This window comes from Cupriavidus pauculus (assembly GCF_003854935.1).
In the GTDB taxonomy this organism is placed as follows: Bacteria; Pseudomonadota; Gammaproteobacteria; order Burkholderiales; family Burkholderiaceae; genus Cupriavidus; species Cupriavidus pauculus_C.
The window spans coordinates 1392497-1410814 of record NZ_CP033970.1 but is presented as its reverse complement, the minus strand read 5'-3'; the positions used below and the strand labels follow the sequence as shown (position 1 = coordinate 1410814).

The window sequence follows — 18318 nt, the reverse complement described above, 5'->3', positions numbered from 1 at the left end:
GCGATGCGTAACCGTTACAAGCGCTGGCAAGGATTGCACCGGCCACACGGCGCCGCATCGGAAAGCACGGCGGCACAAACCTTGCTCCACCGTCGCCGGTACTGGCTTTTGCGAGAACAGATCCATGGGTAAGCGAAAAAGACGGCTTGGCGAAGGCGCGGCGCTGATGGTGCCGATCGACCATCTGCGGCCCACACAGATGACCGTGGGCGCGTACCACGTCGCGCAGAAGATGCACGTCACGCGGCGGCTGTCGCACGCCGATCTGCCTGCCTTTCTGGACCAGCATCGCGTGCACGTGGTGCAGGGCCCCGACCAGACGCTGTTCGTGGTGGACCATCACCACTGGGTGCGCGCGTGGCAGGAGATGGGCATCGACATGGTGCCGGCGCTGGTGCGGGACGACCTGAGCCACTTGTCGTGGCGCGAGTTCTGGAAGCAGATGGACGCCGAGAACATGGTCCACCCGTACGACGAGCACGGCCGGCGCCGGCCGATCCGCGAGCTGCCAGAAGACGTGCACAGCATGCGCGACGACCCCTACCGCAGCCTGGAAGCGTTCGTGCAGCTTGCCGGCGGCTACCGCAAGGTGTCGACGGCCTATTCGGACTTCCGCTGGGCCGATTTCTTCCGCAAGCACATCAAGGGGCCGCTCGATACGCACCACACGTTCGCCGGGGCGCTGGCGCGCGCCGTGAAGCTCGCGCTGAGCCCGAAGGCCCGTGGCATGCCCGGCTACATCGGGCCGGCCGACTGACCGGCCTGCGCCTTGCGCCGGGCGATGTCCCGCGCGTGCGTCAGCGCGCAGCACAGCAGCAGGTAGGCCCGCTTGAACTCACCGGCGGCCTCGCGCGGGCTGCCGTTGCGCGCGTGGCGAAAGCCGGCTTCGAGCCGGGCCTCGATGCCGCGCTCCACGTCGGGCTGCGTGAACAGCGCGCGCTCGCGGCTGTTCCACAGGGCCATCGTCGTCGCCTGGCGCGTTTCCAGCGCCGCGGCCGACAGGTCCTCGTCCGGCTTGCAGAATTCCAGCCGCATCTCGCACAACGCCTGCATCAGCACGCGCGTCTGCCGCAGGTCCTTGCCGCGCGCGGCGCGCGGGGTGCCACCCTTGCCGCGCTGGACAGCCGTGGCCAGGCGCGCCGGCGACACGTGCAGGCCGTGCCGCGCCGGCCCGCCATCGCTGGCGGTCACGATGCAGGCATTGCCGGATGTCTCGGACGATTGGAAAGATTCAGCAGCAGGCAGCGACGGGCGCGCCTCGGTATGGAAGTTTGCCTCGCTGCTGCTGTCAGCGTGAAGGCAACCAATGACTGCATGTTCCACCTTGAGCCTCGATTGCGATGCGTGTTGTGCTTGTTATGGGTATCTGCATCGATGCAATTGCCGTGCCGGTCGATGCCGTGCCGGCGCTCACCCGAACGGGTGCCGCTTCAAGCGGCTTCAAGCGCTTCAGGCGGCCTTGCGCGGCGAGGACGATACCGTGGCGGTGTTTTCCAGCAGCGCCAGCAGCCGGGCCTCGTCGGACCGCAGGCGCGCCGCTGCACGCGGTGCCGGTAAGGCGTGCAATGTGTCGTCCATGAACGCGGCCAGCACGTCGGGATGCACGTAGCACTTGCGGCAGACGGCCATCGTATTGCGCAGCCGCTGCGCCACGGTGCGGATGACTTCGACCACCGCGCGCTTGCGCGCCGTCTCGCTGTCGGCGGGCGTCTTGCGCAGCAGCGCCAGCGCATGCACGCTGCCCGCCCACGTGCGGAAATCCTTGGCGGTGAACTCGCCTCCGGTCACCTCCTGCAGGTAGGCGTTGACGTCGGTCGAGCCGATCTCGCGGATCTGGCCCTCGGCGTCCTGGTACTTGAACAGCCGTTGCCCGGGCAGCTCGGCGCAGTTGCGCACCACGCGCGCCAGCCGGGCGTCGTTGACCGAGACGTCGTGCGTCACGCCGCTCTTGCCCGTGAACTGGAAGCGCAGCCGGCTGCCGCGCACGGCCACGTGCTTGCGCTTGAGCGTGGTCAGGCCGTAGGTGCGGTTCTGCTCGGCGTAGCGCGGCGTGCCAACGCGTACCAGCGTCGCGTCGAGCAGCGCCACCACGGCCGCCAGCACCTTCTCGCGCGGCATGCCGTTGCGCGCCAGGTCGCGCGTCACGCGCCCGCGCAGGTGCGGCAGCGCGTGGCCGAATGCCATCAGCCGCGCGTACTTGTCGGCATCGCGCAGCGCGGCCCATTCGGGGTGGTAGAGGTACTGCTTGCGGCCCCGGGCGTCGCGGCCGGTGGCCTGCAGGTGGCCGTTCGGGTCCAGGCAGATCCAGACCGATTCGTAGGCCGGCGGAATCGCCAGCGCGTTGATGCGGGCCAGCGTGGCTTCGTCCACGCGCTTGCCGTCGGGCCGGACGTAGGTAAAGCCCTTGCCCGCCCGCCGCCGGGCAATGCCGGGCTCGCTGTCCTCGACGTAGTGCAGCCCCGCCTTGCGCAGCGCCGCGTCCAGGCTCGGGGTTTCCACATCGGCAACGGGGGTCGGTTTCATGTGCATGCGGGTACGCATGAGTCGTGCCACCCCGGGCGGGCGCGCCGTCGCGCCCTTTTGCAATGCTTACCGATCCAAACGGGCGACCCGGGCAACTTTGCAAGTCCTGCAAATCGCCCTGCCCGCCAGCCCCATCAGCGGCTCTTGTGCATCGGCGGGGCCGACGCGGCGATCACCTGCGGGTCGTTGTCGTCGTCATCCCCGGCCATTACCGCCTCGCGCGTCTCTTCCCTGGCCAGGCTGTCGGGCTCCAGCCCGTCGTCGTGATGCGGCGTCTTCGCCACCGACGACGGCTTGGACGGCCGCGCCGGCACGGCGGGCCCGGTACGCGCCTCGGTCACCATTTCGCGCAGCCAGCCCAGCAGCAGCCGGGTGTAGGCCCGCTGGCTGTCCTCGGACGTCAGGCCGTGATCGGCGCCCTTGAGCACGCGATAGGTGATGGAGCTGGCCTGGATGCAGGCATCGACGTAGCTGAGCACGGCCGTGTGCGGCACGATGTTGTCGTGCTGGGATTCCACCACCAGCACGTCGCCCTTGAAGTTGGTACACGCGCGCAGGGCGCGGTTGGTGTCGGCCGCCACCACCTTGCGGCGGTACGCCACCAGGTCCTGGTCGCGGTGAAGCTGGCGCTTGGGCACTTCCCAGCCTTCGTCCATGTACAGCGCCGGGGCGCGGAAGGCGAGCCAGCGGATGGGCCGCAGCTCGCACAGCACGGCGGCCAGGTAGCCGCCGTAGCTGCTGCCGACCACGGCAATCGCGTTGCGGTCCACCTCGGGGTGCCGCACGAGCATGTCGTAGGCGGCCAGCACGTCGGCCAGGTTGCGCATGCGGCTGACGGTCTCGTACTGGGCGGACGTGCCGGCGTGGCCGGTCAGGTCGAAGGTCATGCAGACCGCGCCCAGCCCGGCCACCTCGCGGGCACGCGCCAGGTACTGCTGCTGGCTGCCGCCCCAGCCGTGCACGAACAGCACGCCGGGCAGCTTGGTGGCGGGCGAGATCACCGTGCCGGCGATCATGCCCCCTTCGGTATGGATCTGTATCGATTCTTCATGTGTGGCCATCGGATGTCGACTCCAGTCTCGCGTATTTGGTCAGTGCGCCAACACTGCGGTCTTCTCCCTGAAAATAGACGTCCGCGTCTTGGGGCACGGTCGCGTCCTTGCCATAGATTTCGCGCGTGCTCGCCGTGGCGCGCACGCATTGCGGGTCGTCGCGGAACGCCGCCAGCGCCGCCAGTTCGGCGCCGGTGGCCCCGCCCACGCGCCAGGACTGCTCCAGCACGCCCAGCAGCGGCCGGCCCTGGTGCGTGCCGAACGCCACGTCGTAGTTGCAGCGCGACACCAGCACGCCCGGAAAACAATCAACGGCCGCCGCATGGTAGGCCACGGCCGCCCGCACCGCATCGCGCAGGTGGGCTTCCACCGGGTGCGCCAGCAGGTCTTCCAGCGTACCGCGCACGACGCGCAGCGTCGACCCGCCGTACACGAGCTGGCCACGGTTGTCCGGCGTCAGGTCCTGGGTGCCGCAGTAGCTGGCGCGCAGGTCGCCAATCTCCACCTGGCCGACGCTGAACGTCTGCACGTTGTCGAGATTGCGCTCCAGCACCAGCCCTTCCCGGTCCACGCTGTCCGCGTCCAGGTCCTGCAGCACGCTGTCCAGCTCGGCCTCGGTCGACACCACATGCTGGCCCAGGCCGCCAATGCCGCACGGCTCCTTCACGCGGACCTTGCCGTCGCGCAGCATCGCCACGCCGGCCTGGCGCGCATCGGCCAGCGAGAACGCGGTGTAGCCGGGCAGTACGTGGTCGCGCACGCGGTCCGTGAAATCGGCGCTCCATCCCTCGGGGGCGCGCGCGTCGGGCGCCACCAGCCCGTGGGAAATCACCTTCGTGCCGATGAACGCGTGCGGCACCACGCCGCCCAGCAGGTCCTGCAGGCTGCCGATGCCAAGCTGGCGCGCGGTGTCGATGCCGACCAGCGTATGGGCCGGCACGAAGTAGAACCGCCCGCCGGCGCCGTCGAACGGCTGCTGCATGGCGGCGTCGTAGGTGCCGGCGAACGTGAAGCCGGCCAGGCGGGCCACGCGCTCGGCAATGCCGCGCAGCGTGGCGCCTTGGTGGCTGTCCGGGTCATCGCAGTCGGCCCGGCCGTACGCCACCACGCGCACGGTGCGGGTCTCCGGCTCGGGGGCCGCGGCGGTTTCCACCGGGGCGATCGCTGCTGCATCGGGAGTCACTGGGGTTGCCAAGTCGGGCTCCTTCGCGGCCGGGCCGCATCTCCTGCATTGACGGACGGGGTGCCGCGGCTCAGGCCACGGCCGAAGTCTCGCTGTGCGCGTCGCGCTTGTCCTGCGCCGGGGGCTTGTTGCCGCGGGCGTGGCGGGCCCGGGCCTTCTGCGCGTGGTTCTCGTTGGCCTCGTCGATCGAGTGGCTGCACTTGACGTCGCCCTCCTCGTCGGCCAGTTCGGCAAGATGGCGATAGAACTTCACGAGCTGCCGCAATTCCTCCTCGTCGAGGTCCTCGATGGCCACCAGGTGGTTGCTGGCCTCGCGGTGCGACGCCAGCAGTTCGTTCAGCTTCAAATGCACCGCGATCGAATCCTTGTTCTGGCTCTGCTGGATCAGGAACACCATCAGGAACGTAACGATCGTGGTGCCGGTGTTGATCACGAGCTGCCAGGTTTCCGAATAGCCAAACATCGGCCCGGTGATGGCCCACGCGGCCACCACGAACACCGCCAGGGCGAACGCGACCGGCGACCCGGCCTGCTGCGTGGCGGCGCCGGCAAAGCGGTCGAACAGATGAAAAAGGCTGCGCGTCTTCTGCTGGCTCATGTCTGACTCCCTGGGACAAGCGGGACTGTCTACATTGTAGGGAGCGCCCTCATGCAGTTTCAGTCGGTGGCGTCCTACAAGGATGTCATCCGGCACCGTGACACGTCGTATTTACAAGCCACGACCCGGCGCCGCGGACGCGCGGTGGGCATGACGATTGCTGCTCTCCGCACGGGCGCGGCATCGTGCCGCGCGTATCCCATGACCGACGAGGACTGCCATGACCGAAAGCGAAGCCCCGGGCCGCACCAGCCCCGACGACGAAGACGAACTGCTGCGCGAGCGCGTGGGCACCTGCATCGCCGAATTCTGCGGCGGCGACATGCCCGACGGCGTGGCCGTGCACGTGGTGGACCGGCGCGTGACGATCACGGGCCAGGTGGAGGACATCGATATCGCGCAACGGATCGAAAAGGCCGCGTCGACGCCGCCAGGCATCCTGGGCGTGTCGAATCAGCTCACCACGCGCGTGCCGCCGCCCGCCGAGCCGATGGGCCAGCCGCCCCAGGCCACGGGCATGCGCGCCGACCCGGCGGAAAAGCCGGCCGGGCAGGTGAATCACAAGGTTTGAGGCAGCAGCCTGCTGGGAGCTGGCTCCCAGCAGGCAATATCACCTGCCTCACCCCCACGGGTCGTACCGGTCCTTCTCCCAGTACGGCGAAATGCCGTAGTACTCGTGGATGCTGGTGGCCCATTGCGAATTGGCCATGGTCGGCCAGTGCTCCTTGTCGAAGCCCGGCGCGGCCTTGATGCGGTCCTTCTCAACGCCCAGCACGAAGCATTTGCGGCGCGTGTCCAGCGTCAGCGCGGACCACGGCAGCGCGTGAAGCTTTTCGCCGATGCCAAGGAAGCCGCCCATGGCCAGCACGGCATAGGCAATCCGGCCGCCCAGCACGTCGAGCATGATGTGGTCGATGGTGCCGATTTCCTCGCCGGACGGGTCCACCACCTTGTTGCCTTCCAGCGTGTCGGACGCCATCACGAACGGGCCGCAGCCCGCGCCGGTCTGGTCGACGTCACCGATGATCGCGGCACCGCGCGGCGGCGTGTCGGCCGGCGGTACCTGGGGGTCCAAGGGCTTCATGTGCAAATTCCTCCTGGTGGATGAAAAACTCAGCGGCCAGCCGGAACGGGCGGCCGCAGGGGGTCGAAGTCTTCCCAGCGGCCGTCGCGCCACTGGCCTTCCGCGCGCTCCACGTCCTGCGCCCCGTTGCGGCGCAGTTCGTTGGCCACCAGCGACGTGTTGTCCGCGCTCACGTGCGCCGCCAGCAGCACGCCCGCATGCCGCACCGGGCCGCTGTGTGCATCGGTCTTGGCCAGCGCACCCATCAGGGACCCGGCGTAGGCGCCCAGCCCCGTGGCAAACGCCATCACCAGCACCAGCACCCATGGCTGCGGGGCGGCCGTGGCAAACCACGCGCGCGCCGCCGCCACCAGGCAGATGCCGATGGCAAAGCCGATGGCCGCGCCGATCACGATGCCGCGCCCGGCGCCCGGCCCGGCCTTGCGCGCGGCCGGGTCCACGGCCTCGTCGCCGCCAATCGGATAGGTGCCGTGCTGTCCCGGCGGGTTCACATAGAACATGGTCAGATCGTCCTGCCTGACACCCTGGGCCATCAATCGCGATGCGGTGGTCTCGGCCCGGTCGAACGTTTCGAATCGTCCTGCGATGATCGTAGACATCCTGAGGCTCCGTTCAAGGCATGTTGCAGTGCAATGGTCTCGGGGCGCACACTTCGCGACCCGTCGCGCGGAAAAGTCGCCGCCGGCTGCGGCGGGATCAGCGCTTTTCGAATCAGCGCTTTTTCTTGTCGCCGCCCTTGTCGGTGGCGCCGGGCCGATGTGCCGCGGCCTTCTCGCCGGCCGGCTGGTGCTCGCTGCCCTTCTTCAGGGTCCAGTCCACGTCGTCGCGCTTGGTGGCGGTCTGGCGCTCGGCATGGGCTGCCGCGCTGGGCGAGATCGGGTCGCTGGCCGGGAAGGTCATGTCCAGTGACTCGTCAACGGCTTCCTGGTAGGTTTTCTTGGCCTTGTCGGCCTTGCCCTTGCTAGCCTGGTCGGCCGACGCGGTGGACGGCTTGGCGGAAGGCTTCTGGGATTCCTTCGAGGCTTTGGCTTGTGCCATGGCATCTCTCCTGTTCGAATGACGTCCGCGCCCTGTCTGCGGGGCTGCGTCGAACAACGATGCAAACGGCGGGCCAGCGCCAAGGTGCGCGCCACGGCGCGCCAGCACAGGGATCAGGGGGGAAGATGCCCGGCCTGGCGCTGCAGATTGTGCGCCAAGCGGTAAAAAGTGCTCAGGTTGGGCGGGCGCTGATGGCGCGCGGAAAGCGCACCGCAATGCAGACCGTGACGTTGTCGCTGTCGCAATCCTGGTTCTCGGCGGTCAGCACCGCGCCCTGCAGCTCGACCATGCGGCGGGTCAGCAGCAGCGCCGTGCTCTGGCGCGGCGAATGGCCGCCGTTGTCGGGCGGCCGGCGGTCGAAGAATTCGCTCAGCGCCGACAGCCGGCTGGCGCCACGCGAGCGGTCCACGGGCGGGCTTTCGGTCACGCGGAACTTGACGAAGTCCGGCTCCGCGCTCAGGTGCACGCGCACGGAACCGCCCGCCGGCGCGCGCCACAGGCAGTGCACCAGCAGATGCCGCAGCAGCGGCCCGGCCCGCAGGGAATCGCCGGGCACGGCAAACCCGAGCCCGTGGTCGTCGTGGCATTCCAGCGGCGACAGGATGACGCCACGCGCCTCGGCTGCTGGCCGCTTGTCCTCGATGGCCAGCGCGGCCAGCATGCGCAGGTCGGTGTCTTCCCAGGTCGGCGCGCGCTCATCGGCCAGCAGCCGCACGCCTTCTTCCATTTCCTCGATCAGCGCCAGCTGCTGCTGCATGCCGGACCGCATGCCGTCCAGCGCGCGCTGCGCCGGGGCGGCCAGCGTGTCGATGGAACGGTCCAGCACATAGCTCCAGCTCTGGATGGCATTCAGGGACGACCGCAGGTCATGCGATGCCTGCTCGATCAGCGCGGATACCTCGCCAATGCTGCGCACCGTGGCCGGCGCCTGCCCGGTTGCGCCGCCACTGTCGGCGGGCACGGCGGAAGGGGGGATACGCGGAGCGTCAGTCATGGTCAACCGTCGGTAAGGCAATCGAATCAGGAACCTCCACGGGCTCCGGCACGCAAGAACCGTGCGCTGGCACGGTCAGCCCGTGTCCGGCGCACCGCCGCATGCCCCCGCCGCCGCTTTTTGCCGCCGCCATCATGCGGCGGGCGGCGCGGCATCGCTGCTGCGAGAAGCCCTCAGCCACTCCGGCAGTTCGCCTTTCGCGGCGTAGTCCTCCAGACGGTTGTACAAAGTCTTCAAACTGATGCCCAGAATTTCAGCCGCGTGCTTCTTCACGCCGGCGCACTGCTCCAGCGTGGCGAAGATCAGCTGGCGGTCGGCCTCGGCCAGCGACATGCCCACCGGCACTGACACCACCGCGGTGCCGGCGCTGGGCGCCGCGGCCACCTGCAGCGGGATCTGGACCTCGGTGATCACGTCCTGGTCGGCCATGATGTAGGCGCGCTGCACGAAGTTGCGCAGCTCGCGGACGTTGCCCGGCCACGAATGCATGCGCAGGCTTTCCAGCACCGCCGACGAGAACCGGCGCTGCGTGCCCTGCTCCGCGTTGAGCTGCTCCAGCATCGTGTTGGCAATCTGCACCACGTCGTCGCCGCGCGCGCGCAGCGGCGGCAGCTCGATCGGGAACACGTTGAGCCGGTGGTACAGGTCGGCGCGCAGCTTGCCGTCGGCCACCGCTTCTTCCGGATTCCGGTTCGTGGCAGCCAGCACGCGCACGTCGGCATGGGTCTCGCGGTTGGTCCCCACGCGCATGAACGAGCCGGTTTCCAGCACCCGCAGCAGCTTGACCTGCAGCTCCAGCGGCATCTCGGTGATTTCGTCCAGGAACAGCGTGCCGCCGTCGGCGCGTTCGAAGTAGCCCTTGTGCTGGCGGTCGGCGCCCGTGAAGCTGCCGCGCTCGTGGCCGAACATCTCGGTCTCGATCAGCGTCGGCGAAATGGCGCCGCAGTTCACGGCCAGGAACGGCTGGCGGCGCCGCTGCGACAGCTCGTGCACGGTCTGCGCGGCCAGTTCCTTGCCGGTGCCGCTCTCGCCGATCAGCAGCACGGTGGCCTCGGTCGGGCCCACCTTGCTCAACTGGTCGTAGACCGACTGCATGGCCTCGGAGCTGCCCAGCAGGCGGCCAAAGCGGCCGTAGCGGCGCAGCTCGCCGCGCAGCGAATGCACCTCGGCGCGCAGCTCGCTGGTCGTGGCAATCCGCTTGAGCACGGTCTGCAGCCGCGTCACGTTGATCGGCTTGACCAGGTAGTCGGTGGCGCCCAGGCGCAGCGCCTCGACGGCCGATTCCACGCTGGCGTAGCCGGTGGTCAGGATGACTTCGACACCGGCGGAGCCCACCTCGTCGAACAGCTCCATGCCGTTGCCGTCGGGCAGGCGCAGGTCGGCCAGGATGGCGTCCGGCATGCGCCAGCCGATCTGCAGCCGCGCCTCGCGCAGGGTGCCGGCGGTGGCGGAGGAAAAGCCTTCGATCGCGACGATTTCCGCCAGCGCCGCGCAGGCGTTCTCGTCGTCGTCAACGATCAGGATATGTGGCATAGGAGAACGTGGAAGCGTCGTATGACCGGCGTCTGTTTGTCATGGCCCGCGGGGCGTGGCTAATGGGATCACGGCGCGTACGGGACGGCACGCGCCTGAGGATAGCCTGAAGTGTAGCGACAGTGGCTGCGCCGTTATGCCAGTGTCCGTCTGACACGCCTGTGGGACCTTGCCGCGACAGCGTTTCAGGCGGTAGCCACCCGCCGCCTGAACAGATAGCATGATAGGCATCTTCCACCATTGCGACGTGCCTGCGCCCCCGAACCCGTCCGCCACCGCGCGGGCCGGCCGGGCAGGAGGCCACCTTCACGCCCGTGTCGACCACTGCCACGCTACCTTCCGGCCGCCCCGCCGCCCCGCCTCGCGCATCGGGACGCCGCGCCGCACCCGCGCAGGTCTCGCTGCTCTGGGAAAGCACCTCCCCCGCCATGCAACGGCTGATCGGTCAGCTGAATCGCGTGGCCGCCACCGACGTCACCATGCTCGCCGTGGGCGAAAGCGGCAGCGGCAAGGAAGTGGTGGCGCGCGCCGTGCACGAGCGCAGTACGCGCCGGAGCGGCCCGTTCGTGGCCGTGAACTGCGGCGCCATCGCGCCCACGCTGATCGAATCCGAACTGTTCGGCCACGAGAAAGGCGGCTTCACGGGCGCGCTGGAGCAGAAGGCCGGCTACTTCGAGCAGGCCCAGGGCGGCACGCTGTTCCTGGACGAAGTCACCGAAATGCCGGTGGAGATGCAGATCAAGCTGCTGCGCGTGCTGGAAAGCCGCTCGTTCCACCGCGTGGGCGGCGACGCCCCGCTGGTCAGCGACGTGCGCATCCTGGCCGCCACCAACCGCGACCCGATGGATGCCGTGCGCGACGGCCAGTTGCGCGAGGACCTGCTGTACCGCCTGGCCGTCTTTCCGCTGCATATCCCGCCGCTGCGCGAGCGGACGGAGGACATCATCCCGCTGGCCCGGCACTTCCTGGACGAATTCAACACGATGGAGCAGACCGAGAAGACGTTCTCGCCCGGCTCCCTCGAACGGCTGGTGCGCTACGACTGGCCCGGCAACGTCCGCGAGCTGAAGAACACGATCTACCGCGCCTACATCCTGGCCGACCGCCAGGTCGAGATCGGCAACCCCGGCCTCGCCAGCCAGCCGCCGCGCCCCACCACCGTGGATGGCGTGGTCAGCGTGCGCGTGGGCACCACGCTGGCCGACACCCAGCGCGAGATCATCCTGGCCACGCTGGCCAAGTTCGACGGCGACAAGCGCCAGGCCGCCAAGGCGCTGGGCATCAGCCTGAAGACGCTCTACAACCGCCTGGACGTCTACCGCTCCAGCTGACCGCCGCGCCATCCGCGTATCCGCTGGATCACACCGCCGGTGGCTGTCCGCGTGCACCAGTGCGGCCCAACGCCAGCGGGCATTCCTACTCCATCGCCACCCCGGGCGTGCACTTTTTACATCCGGCGGCCCAGCGCCGCCCGCCGCCCCAACCGCCCGTCCGGCGCGATTCCTTGCTGCACCGCACTCTGCCGGAAATGGCCGCCAAAGCGGCGAATCTGGCACGGCCTCTGCATGTCCGGACGGAATTGACATGACGCGCGCCCAACCTGCCCACGGGCGCCCCACGGCCAGAGGACGTGTGACGTGCGCATTTGCCAACTCAACCTGAAGAACGCGAAAGCGCTGGACCCCGAGCAACTGGGCCGCGCCGCGAAACTTGGCTTCGACCATATCCTGCTGGCCGGATGGTCGGCACCCCACACCCGCCCGGACGTGCTTCAGGCGGCATTCGCAGCCTGCCGGCAGCATGGACTGGCGCCGCTCGTCGACCTGTCGCTGGACCGCTTTCCGCATGACGCGGCGGGCATGCACGACGGCTGGGTCGACCACGCCCGCCCGGCCGGCAGCCCCGACGCCAGCGACAGCCACCTGCCCGGCGTGCGCGTGCGCTGGTTCGACGACGCCACGGCCAGCCAGTTGCTGGCGTGGTGGACGGCGCAGTTGCGGGACGTGGTGGATGCCGGCGTGGCCGGGTTCTGCTGCCGTGCCCCGTCGCGCGTGGCCGGGCGCCACTGGGCCGAACTGATCGAGACGCTGCGCCGCCAGTCCGGCGCCGCCAGCCCGGTATTCCTGGCCTGGACGCCCGGCACCACCCCGCAGCAGATCGACGACCTGTCCGCCGCGCCGTTCGACGGGGCGTTCTCGTCGCTGCCGTGGTGGGACTACCGCAGCGCGTGGCTGACCGAGGAAATCGCCCGCCTGCGCCGCTTTGGCCGCGTGCTGGCCACCCCGGCGCTGGCGCCCAATGGCGTGGACGTGCTGGCCGCGCGCCGTGCGCTGTGGACGGCCGCCGCCATCGGCGATGGCTGGCTGGTACCGGCCGGCTACGAGACCGGTGCCCATGCCGACGGTGCGGCGATCGACACGGCGCCCGCGTCGCAGGCCGACGGCCATCCCGACGACATCATCGACGCCCCGTACGACCTGACCCACGAACTGATGCAGGCCAACGCGTGGCTGGCCGCGCGCGACGACGCCCCGGCCGTGGCCGTGCGGCAGGTCAGCGGCCCCGATGCGCCGCTGACGGTGCTGGCGCGAGTACCCCGCCACCTGGCCAACGGCGCGGCCGGCGAGCCAGCGCTGACCGTGGTGCTGAACCCGTGCCCGATGGAGCCGGCCTCGTTCGGCGTGGACCGCGTGCTGAGTGCGCTGCCGCAACCGGCCGCCACGCTGGCGCCCGTCGACGGCGGCCCGGGCGGCACGCTCGAAAACGGCCAGAAGCTGGACCCATGCAGCACCATCACGCTGCCGCCGGCCGATATCCGGCTGTTCGAGGCGATCCCGAGCCCGGCCGTCCCGGTGGCCAAGCCCAGGCGCGGCGACAGCGCCGCCAAGGCCGCCGACCGCGCGCTGGCCGTGGCCATGGAGGCGCCGCGCGTGGCCATCGAGAACCTGTCGCCCACCACCGACCACGGCCGCTTTGCCGTGCGGCGCACCGTGGGCGAGCGCGTGGAGGTCTGCGCCGACATCTGGATGGACGGGCACGACAAGCTCGCCGCCGCGGTGCTGTGGCGCGGCCCGGGCGAGCAGGAATGGCATGCGTCGCCGATGGTCCACACCGTCAACGACCGCTGGCGCGGCAGCTTTCCCATCGCCACGCTGGGCCGCCACGAATTCACGGTAGAGGCGTGGCGCGACACGTTCGCAAGCTGGCTCGACGAGGTCGGCAAGAAACGCAAGGCCGGCGTGAACATCGCGCTGGAGATCGAGGAAGGCGCCCGGCTGGTGGCAGATACGCTCGGCACGCCCGACGGCCAGTCGATTGACGATGCAAACGCCATCCTGGCCGACCTGGCGGCCGCCGCCGGCGACGACGCGCTGCGGCTGGAAATCCTGCTGTCGCCGCGCACCGAGGCTGCCATGCGCGCGGCGATGGCCAGCCCGTCGGGCCGCCCGTTCGCCAGCCGCTACCCGACGCCGATGCCGGTCGAGGCCGACCGGCTGGCTGGCCGCTTTGCCAGTTGGTACGAACTGTTCCCGCGCTCGGAAAGCGGCGACGTGAACCGCCACGGCACGTTCGACGACGTGATCCGGCGCCTGCCGGCCATCCGCGCGATGGGCTTCGACGTGCTCTACTTTCCGCCGATCCACCCGATCGGGCAGGCGCACCGCAAGGGCAAGAACAACAGCCTGAAGGCCGAGCCGGGCGACGTGGGCAGCCCCTACGCCATCGGCAGCGCCGAGGGCGGGCACGACGCCATCCACCCGCAACTGGGCACGATGGAGGACTTCCAGCGCCTGCGCAAGGCCGCTGCCGACATGGGCATCGAACTGGCGCTCGACTTCGCCATCCAGTGCTCGCCCGACCACCCGTGGCTGCGCGAGCATCCCGAATGGTTCTCGCACCGGCCCGACGGCTCGCTGCGCTACGCCGAGAATCCGCCCAAGAAGTACGAGGACATCGTCAACGTCGACTTCTACGCCCAGCCGCCGGCCGGGCAGCAGCTCTGGCAGGCGCTGCGCGACGTGGTGATGTTCTGGGCCGACCAGGGCGTGCGCATCTTCCGCGTGGACAACCCGCACACCAAGCCGCTGCCGTTCTGGGAATGGATGATCGCGGACGTGCGCGCCAAGCACCCGGACACGCTGTTCCTGGCCGAGGCGTTCACGCGGCCCAAGATGATGGCGCGGCTGGCCAAGCTGGGCTTCTCGCAGTCGTACACGTACTTCACGTGGCGCAACACCAAGGCCGAGCTGATCGAGTACATGACCGAGCTGACGCAGAGCCCGCTGCGCGAGTTCTACCGCCCGCACTTCTTCGTCAACACGCCCGACATCAACCCGTTCTTCCTGCACGACGGCGGGCGCCCGGCGTTCCTGATCCGCGCCGCGCTGGCAACGCTGCTCTCGGGGCTCTGGGGCATGTACAACGGCTTCGAGGTCTGCGAAAGCGCGCCGCTGATCCTGAACGGCGTGGAGCGCGAGGAATACCTGGATTCCGAGAAGTACGAACTGCGCGTGCGCGACTGGAACCAGCCCGGCAACATCGTGGCCGAGATCTCGCGCCTGAACCAGATCCGCGCCAACCACCCGGCGCTGCAGAACCACCTGGGGCTGCGCTTCTACCACGCCAGCGACGACGCGGTGCTCTACTTCGCGCGCTTCGTGCCCACCGGGGCCGAGCACGCGGGCGCGTTCGGCGACGACGTGCTGCTGGCGGCCATCAGCCTGGACCCGCGCAACGCGCGCGAGTCCGAGATCGAGCTGCCGCTCTGGGAGTGGGGCCTGCCGGACCACGCGTCGCTGGAGGCCGAGGACCAGATGTTCGGCCGGCGCTTCACCTGGCATGGCAAACGCCAGCGCATCCGCCTGAACCCCCATGAGCTGCCGTTCTCGCTCTGGCACGTCAGGCCACAACAACAACCTGGAGACCCGGCATGAAGCGACTCTCGGAGCGCGCCAACGCCGCCCTGTTGACTGCGGACCCCCTCTGGTACAAGGACGCGGTCATCTACCAGCTGCACATCAAGTCCTTCTACGACGCCAATGGCGATGGCGTCGGCGACTTTGCCGGCCTGCTGGCCAAGCTCGACTACCTGGTGAACCTGGGCGTCGACACCATCTGGCTGCTGCCGTTCTACCCGTCGCCGCGCCGCGACGACGGCTACGACATTGCCGACTACCGCAACGTGCATCCCGACTACGGCACGCTGGCCGAGGCCAAGCGCTTCGTGGCCGCCGCGCACGCGCGCGGGCTGCGCGTGATCACCGAGCTGGTCATCAACCACACGTCGGACCAGCATCCGTGGTTCCAGCGTGCCCGGCGCGCCAAGCCCGGCTCGGCCGCGCGCAACTACTACGTCTGGTCCGACAACGACCAGAAGTACGCCGGCACGCGGATCATCTTCTGCGACACCGAGAAGTCGAACTGGAGCTGGGACGCCGAGGCCGGCGCCTACTTCTGGCACCGCTTCTACTCGCACCAGCCGGACCTGAACTTCGACAACCCACAGGTGCTCAACGAGGTGCTGTCGGTCATGCGGTTCTGGCTGGACATCGGCATCGACGGCCTGCGGCTGGACGCCGTGCCGTACCTGGTGGAGCGCGAGGGCACCAGCAACGAGAACCTGCCCGAGACGCACGAGGTGATCCGCAAGATCCGCCGCCACCTGGACGAGCGCTACCCTGGCCGGATGCTGCTGGCCGAGGCCAACATGTGGCCCGAGGACGCCCAGCAGTACTTTGGCGGCGCCAGCGGCGGCGGCACGGCCGACACCACCGGCGCGGCCAGCCCGGACGGCGGCATCGCGGGCGACGAATGCCACATGGCGTTCCACTTCCCGCTGATGCCGCGCATGTACATGGCCATCGCGCGCGAGGACCGTTTCCCTATCACCGACATCATGCGGCAGACGCCGGAGGTGCCGCCGAACTGCCAGTGGGCCATCTTCCTGCGCAACCATGACGAACTGACGCTGGAAATGGTCACCAGCAGCGAGCGCGACTACCTGTGGGAGGTCTACGCCTCTGACCGCCGCGCGCGCATCAACCTTGGCATCCGCCGCCGGCTGGCCACGCTGATGGAGCGCGACCGCCGCCGCATCGAGCTGATGAACAGCCTGCTGTTCTCGATGCCGGGCACGCCCGTGATCTACTACGGCGACGAGATCGGCATGGGCGACAACATCCACCTGGGCGACCGCGACGGCGTGCGTACGCCGATGCAGTGGTCGCCCGACCGCAACGGCGGCTTCTCGTCGGCCGACCCCGAGCGACTGGTGCTGCCGCCGCTGCAGGGCCCGCTGTACGGCTACGAGGCCGTCAACGTGGAAGCGCAGACGCGCGACCCCCACTCGCAACTGAACTGGATGCGCCGCATGCTGGCGCTGCGCCGCCAGCACCGCGCGTTCGGGCGCGGCACGCTGCGGTTCCTGTTCCCGGGCAACCGCAAGATCCTGGCGTACCTGCGCGAGTACGAGAACGAGCACATCCTGTGCGTGGCCAACCTGTCGCGCGCGCCGCAGGCCGTGGAGCTGGACCTGTCCCAGTTCAACGGCCGCGTGCCCGTGGAAATGCTGGGCGCCACGCCCTTCCCCGCCATCGGCCAGCTCACCTATCTGCTGACGCTGCCGCCGTATGGCTTCTACTGGTTTGTGCTCAGCGAGGACGCGCAGCCGCCGTCGTGGCACGTCAACGCCCCGGAACAGATGGTGGATCAAGTCACGCTGGTACTGCAGAACGTCGGGGGCCGCTCCGAACTCACCGAGTCGGCCCGGCGCGCGCTGACCACCGAGGTACTGCCCAACTACCTGGCGCGCCGCCGCTGGTTCGCCTCGAAGGGCGAGCGCATCGAGCGCGTGAACGTGGCCTACGCCTGGCCGCTGGCCAAGATCGGCAACACCGAGGAAGTCTGGCACTGCGAGGTGGAGGTCCAGCTGCCGGGCCGCACCGAGTGCTACCAGCTCCCGGTGGCGCTGCTGTGGGACCGCGAGAACACCGAGGGCATGCCGCAACTCGTGCACGGCCTGTCGATGGCGCGCGTGCGGCGCGGCCCGCGCGTGGGCGTGGCGACCGATGGCTTCGTGGTCGAAGCCTATGCCCGTGCCGTGGTGCAGGCCATGCGCGACCGCACGTCGGCCGACGTCTCGCACGGCACCATCCACTTCCTGCCCGAACCGGGGCTGGCCGATGCGCCGCTGGAATCCGAACCGGTGCAGTGGATGTCGGCCGAGCAGTCGAACAGCTCGCTGGCCTACGGCAACACGGGCGTGCTGAAGCTGGTGCGCAAGGTGGCCGGCGGCATTCACCCCGAGGCCGAGATGACGCGCTACCTGACCAGCAACGGCTACCGGCATTCCGCCGCGCTGCTGGGCGAGGTGGTGCGCACCGGCGCCGACGGCACGCCGCACACGCTGATGCTGCTGCAGGGCTACATCCTGAACCAGGGCGACGGCTGGGACTGGACGCTGGATTACCTGAGCCGGTCCATCGACGACGCACTGCCGCTGACCGACGGCGACGACGAGTTCGGCGAGGCGCTGACCGGCTACGCGACGATGGTCGGCACGCTGGGCCGGCGCCTGGCCGAGCTGCACGCCGTGCTGGCGCGCGAGACCGACGAGGAGGCCTTCACGCCGGTGGCCGCCACCGACGCGCAGGCCAGCGACTGGGCCGAGGAAGCGATGAAGTCGCTGGACGAGGCCGTGGGCCTGCTCGAAGCGCGCCGCGAGACCGCATCGGGCGACTTCGCGCGCGACATCGAGACGCTGCTGGCCGCCCGCGACAAGCTGCCGAAGCTGGTGGCGCGTCTGGCCGCCGCCGCGCCGGGCAGCCTGCAGACGCGCATCCACGGCGACTTCCACCTGGGCCAGGTGCTGATTGCGCAGAACGACACCTATCTGGTCGACTTCGAGGGCGAGCCGCGCCAGCCGCTGGCGTTCCGGCGCCGCAAGACGTCGCCGCTGCGCGACGTGGCCGGGCTGCTGCGCTCGATCGACTACGCCGCCGCCACCGTGGGCACCGACCGCCAGGAGCGGACCCACGCACAACTTCCGCCCGCGCAGGCCGACCGCCGCGCCGCGCTGCTCGACCGCTTCCGCACCACGGCGGGCGAGGCATTCCTGAACTGCTACCAGCAGTCGATGGCGTCCGCGGCCCAGCCGTGGGCCACGCCCGAACAGCTACAGCCGCTGCTGGACCTGTTCCTGCTGGAACGCGCCGCGTACGAGGTGGGCTACGAGGCCGCCAACCGCGTGGCGTGGATCGACCTGCCCACCAGCGGCCTGGCCCGGCTCGTGCGCAAGCTGACTGGAGATTGAAG

15 protein-coding genes are annotated in these 18318 nt (G+C 69.5%); 5 read left to right on the top strand and 10 right to left on the bottom strand.

Annotated features, from left to right (window positions below; translation table 11 throughout):
• The first annotated feature begins 124 nt into the window (after nt 1-124).
• Nucleotides 125-757, top strand: coding sequence for a ParB-like protein (locus EHF44_RS24400; protein WP_124686250.1), 633 nt, complete (start codon nt 125-127; stop codon nt 755-757).
• Here the strand turns inward: EHF44_RS24400 and EHF44_RS24395 are convergent.
• From EHF44_RS24395 to EHF44_RS24375, 5 genes are all read right to left on the bottom strand, one after another.
• On the bottom strand, nt 736-1191 hold the full coding sequence (locus tag EHF44_RS24395) for a hypothetical protein (RefSeq protein WP_124686249.1): 456 nt from the start codon (nt 1189-1191) through the stop codon (nt 736-738). The two genes, EHF44_RS24400 and EHF44_RS24395, sit on opposite strands and share 22 nt — an antisense overlap.
• Before the next feature lie 258 nt (nt 1192-1449).
• Nucleotides 1450-2523, bottom strand: a complete 1074-nt coding sequence (locus EHF44_RS24390; protein ID WP_124686248.1) for a DNA topoisomerase IB — start codon at nt 2521-2523, stop codon at nt 1450-1452.
• Between the two features lie 134 nt (nt 2524-2657).
• Nucleotides 2658-3584: an alpha/beta hydrolase family protein gene (locus tag EHF44_RS24385; RefSeq protein WP_124686247.1), complete on the bottom strand. Its 927-nt coding sequence runs from the start codon at nt 3582-3584 to the stop codon at nt 2658-2660.
• On the bottom strand, nt 3571-4770 hold the full coding sequence (locus tag EHF44_RS24380) for a DUF3182 family protein (RefSeq protein WP_253700206.1): 1200 nt from the start codon (nt 4768-4770) through the stop codon (nt 3571-3573). The genes EHF44_RS24385 and EHF44_RS24380 overlap by 14 nt, the downstream gene beginning before the upstream one ends.
• Before the next feature lie 58 nt (nt 4771-4828).
• Nucleotides 4829-5356: a low affinity iron permease family protein gene (locus EHF44_RS24375; RefSeq protein ID WP_124686246.1), complete on the bottom strand. Its 528-nt coding sequence runs from the start codon at nt 5354-5356 to the stop codon at nt 4829-4831.
• Between the two features lie 220 nt (nt 5357-5576).
• Between EHF44_RS24375 and EHF44_RS24370 the strand changes: the two genes are divergently transcribed.
• Entirely contained in the window at nt 5577-5927 is a 351-nt protein-coding gene (locus tag EHF44_RS24370) for a BON domain-containing protein (protein WP_124686245.1), read from the top strand.
• A 48-nt stretch (nt 5928-5975) separates the two neighbouring features.
• Here EHF44_RS24370 and EHF44_RS24365 read toward each other — a convergent pair whose 3' ends face one another.
• The 5 genes from EHF44_RS24365 to EHF44_RS24345 all read right to left on the bottom strand — a co-directional run bounded on the left by EHF44_RS24365 (nt 5976) and on the right by EHF44_RS24345 (nt 10005).
• Complete coding sequence (locus EHF44_RS24365; protein ID WP_124686244.1) at nt 5976-6440, bottom strand: PRC-barrel domain-containing protein; 465 nt, start codon at nt 6438-6440, stop codon at nt 5976-5978.
• A 29-nt stretch (nt 6441-6469) separates the two neighbouring features.
• The gene (locus EHF44_RS24360; protein ID WP_124686243.1) at nt 6470-7039 is read right to left on the bottom strand and encodes a hypothetical protein; all 570 of its coding nucleotides are present in this window, start codon (nt 7037-7039) and stop codon (nt 6470-6472) included.
• A gap of 112 nt (nt 7040-7151) precedes the next feature.
• The gene (locus tag EHF44_RS24355) at nt 7152-7478 is read right to left on the bottom strand and encodes a hypothetical protein (RefSeq protein ID WP_124686242.1); all 327 of its coding nucleotides are present in this window, start codon (nt 7476-7478) and stop codon (nt 7152-7154) included.
• Nucleotides 7479-7650: 172 nt separating this feature from the next.
• Nucleotides 7651-8472 carry a sensor histidine kinase gene (locus tag EHF44_RS24350; protein ID WP_124686241.1) on the bottom strand — a complete coding sequence of 274 codons (822 nt, stop codon included), beginning with the start codon at nt 8470-8472 and terminating at the stop codon, nt 7651-7653.
• A gap of 132 nt (nt 8473-8604) precedes the next feature.
• Complete coding sequence (locus tag EHF44_RS24345) at nt 8605-10005, bottom strand: sigma-54-dependent transcriptional regulator (protein WP_124686240.1); 1401 nt, start codon at nt 10003-10005, stop codon at nt 8605-8607.
• Between the two features lie 314 nt (nt 10006-10319).
• On the opposite strand from EHF44_RS24345, the gene EHF44_RS24340 reads away from it, so the two are divergent.
• The 3 genes from EHF44_RS24340 to treS all read left to right on the top strand — a co-directional run bounded on the left by EHF44_RS24340 (nt 10320) and on the right by treS (nt 18316).
• The gene (locus tag EHF44_RS24340) at nt 10320-11336 is read left to right on the top strand and encodes a sigma-54 interaction domain-containing protein (protein ID WP_253700205.1); all 1017 of its coding nucleotides are present in this window, start codon (nt 10320-10322) and stop codon (nt 11334-11336) included.
• A 306-nt stretch (nt 11337-11642) separates the two neighbouring features.
• Nucleotides 11643-14939, top strand: coding sequence for an alpha-1,4-glucan--maltose-1-phosphate maltosyltransferase (locus EHF44_RS24335; RefSeq protein ID WP_124686238.1), 3297 nt, complete (start codon nt 11643-11645; stop codon nt 14937-14939).
• Nucleotides 14936-18316, top strand: coding sequence for a maltose alpha-D-glucosyltransferase (treS, locus tag EHF44_RS24330; protein ID WP_124686237.1), 3381 nt, complete (start codon nt 14936-14938; stop codon nt 18314-18316). The genes EHF44_RS24335 and treS overlap by 4 nt, the downstream gene beginning before the upstream one ends.
• Nucleotides 18317-18318 lie beyond the last annotated feature (2 nt).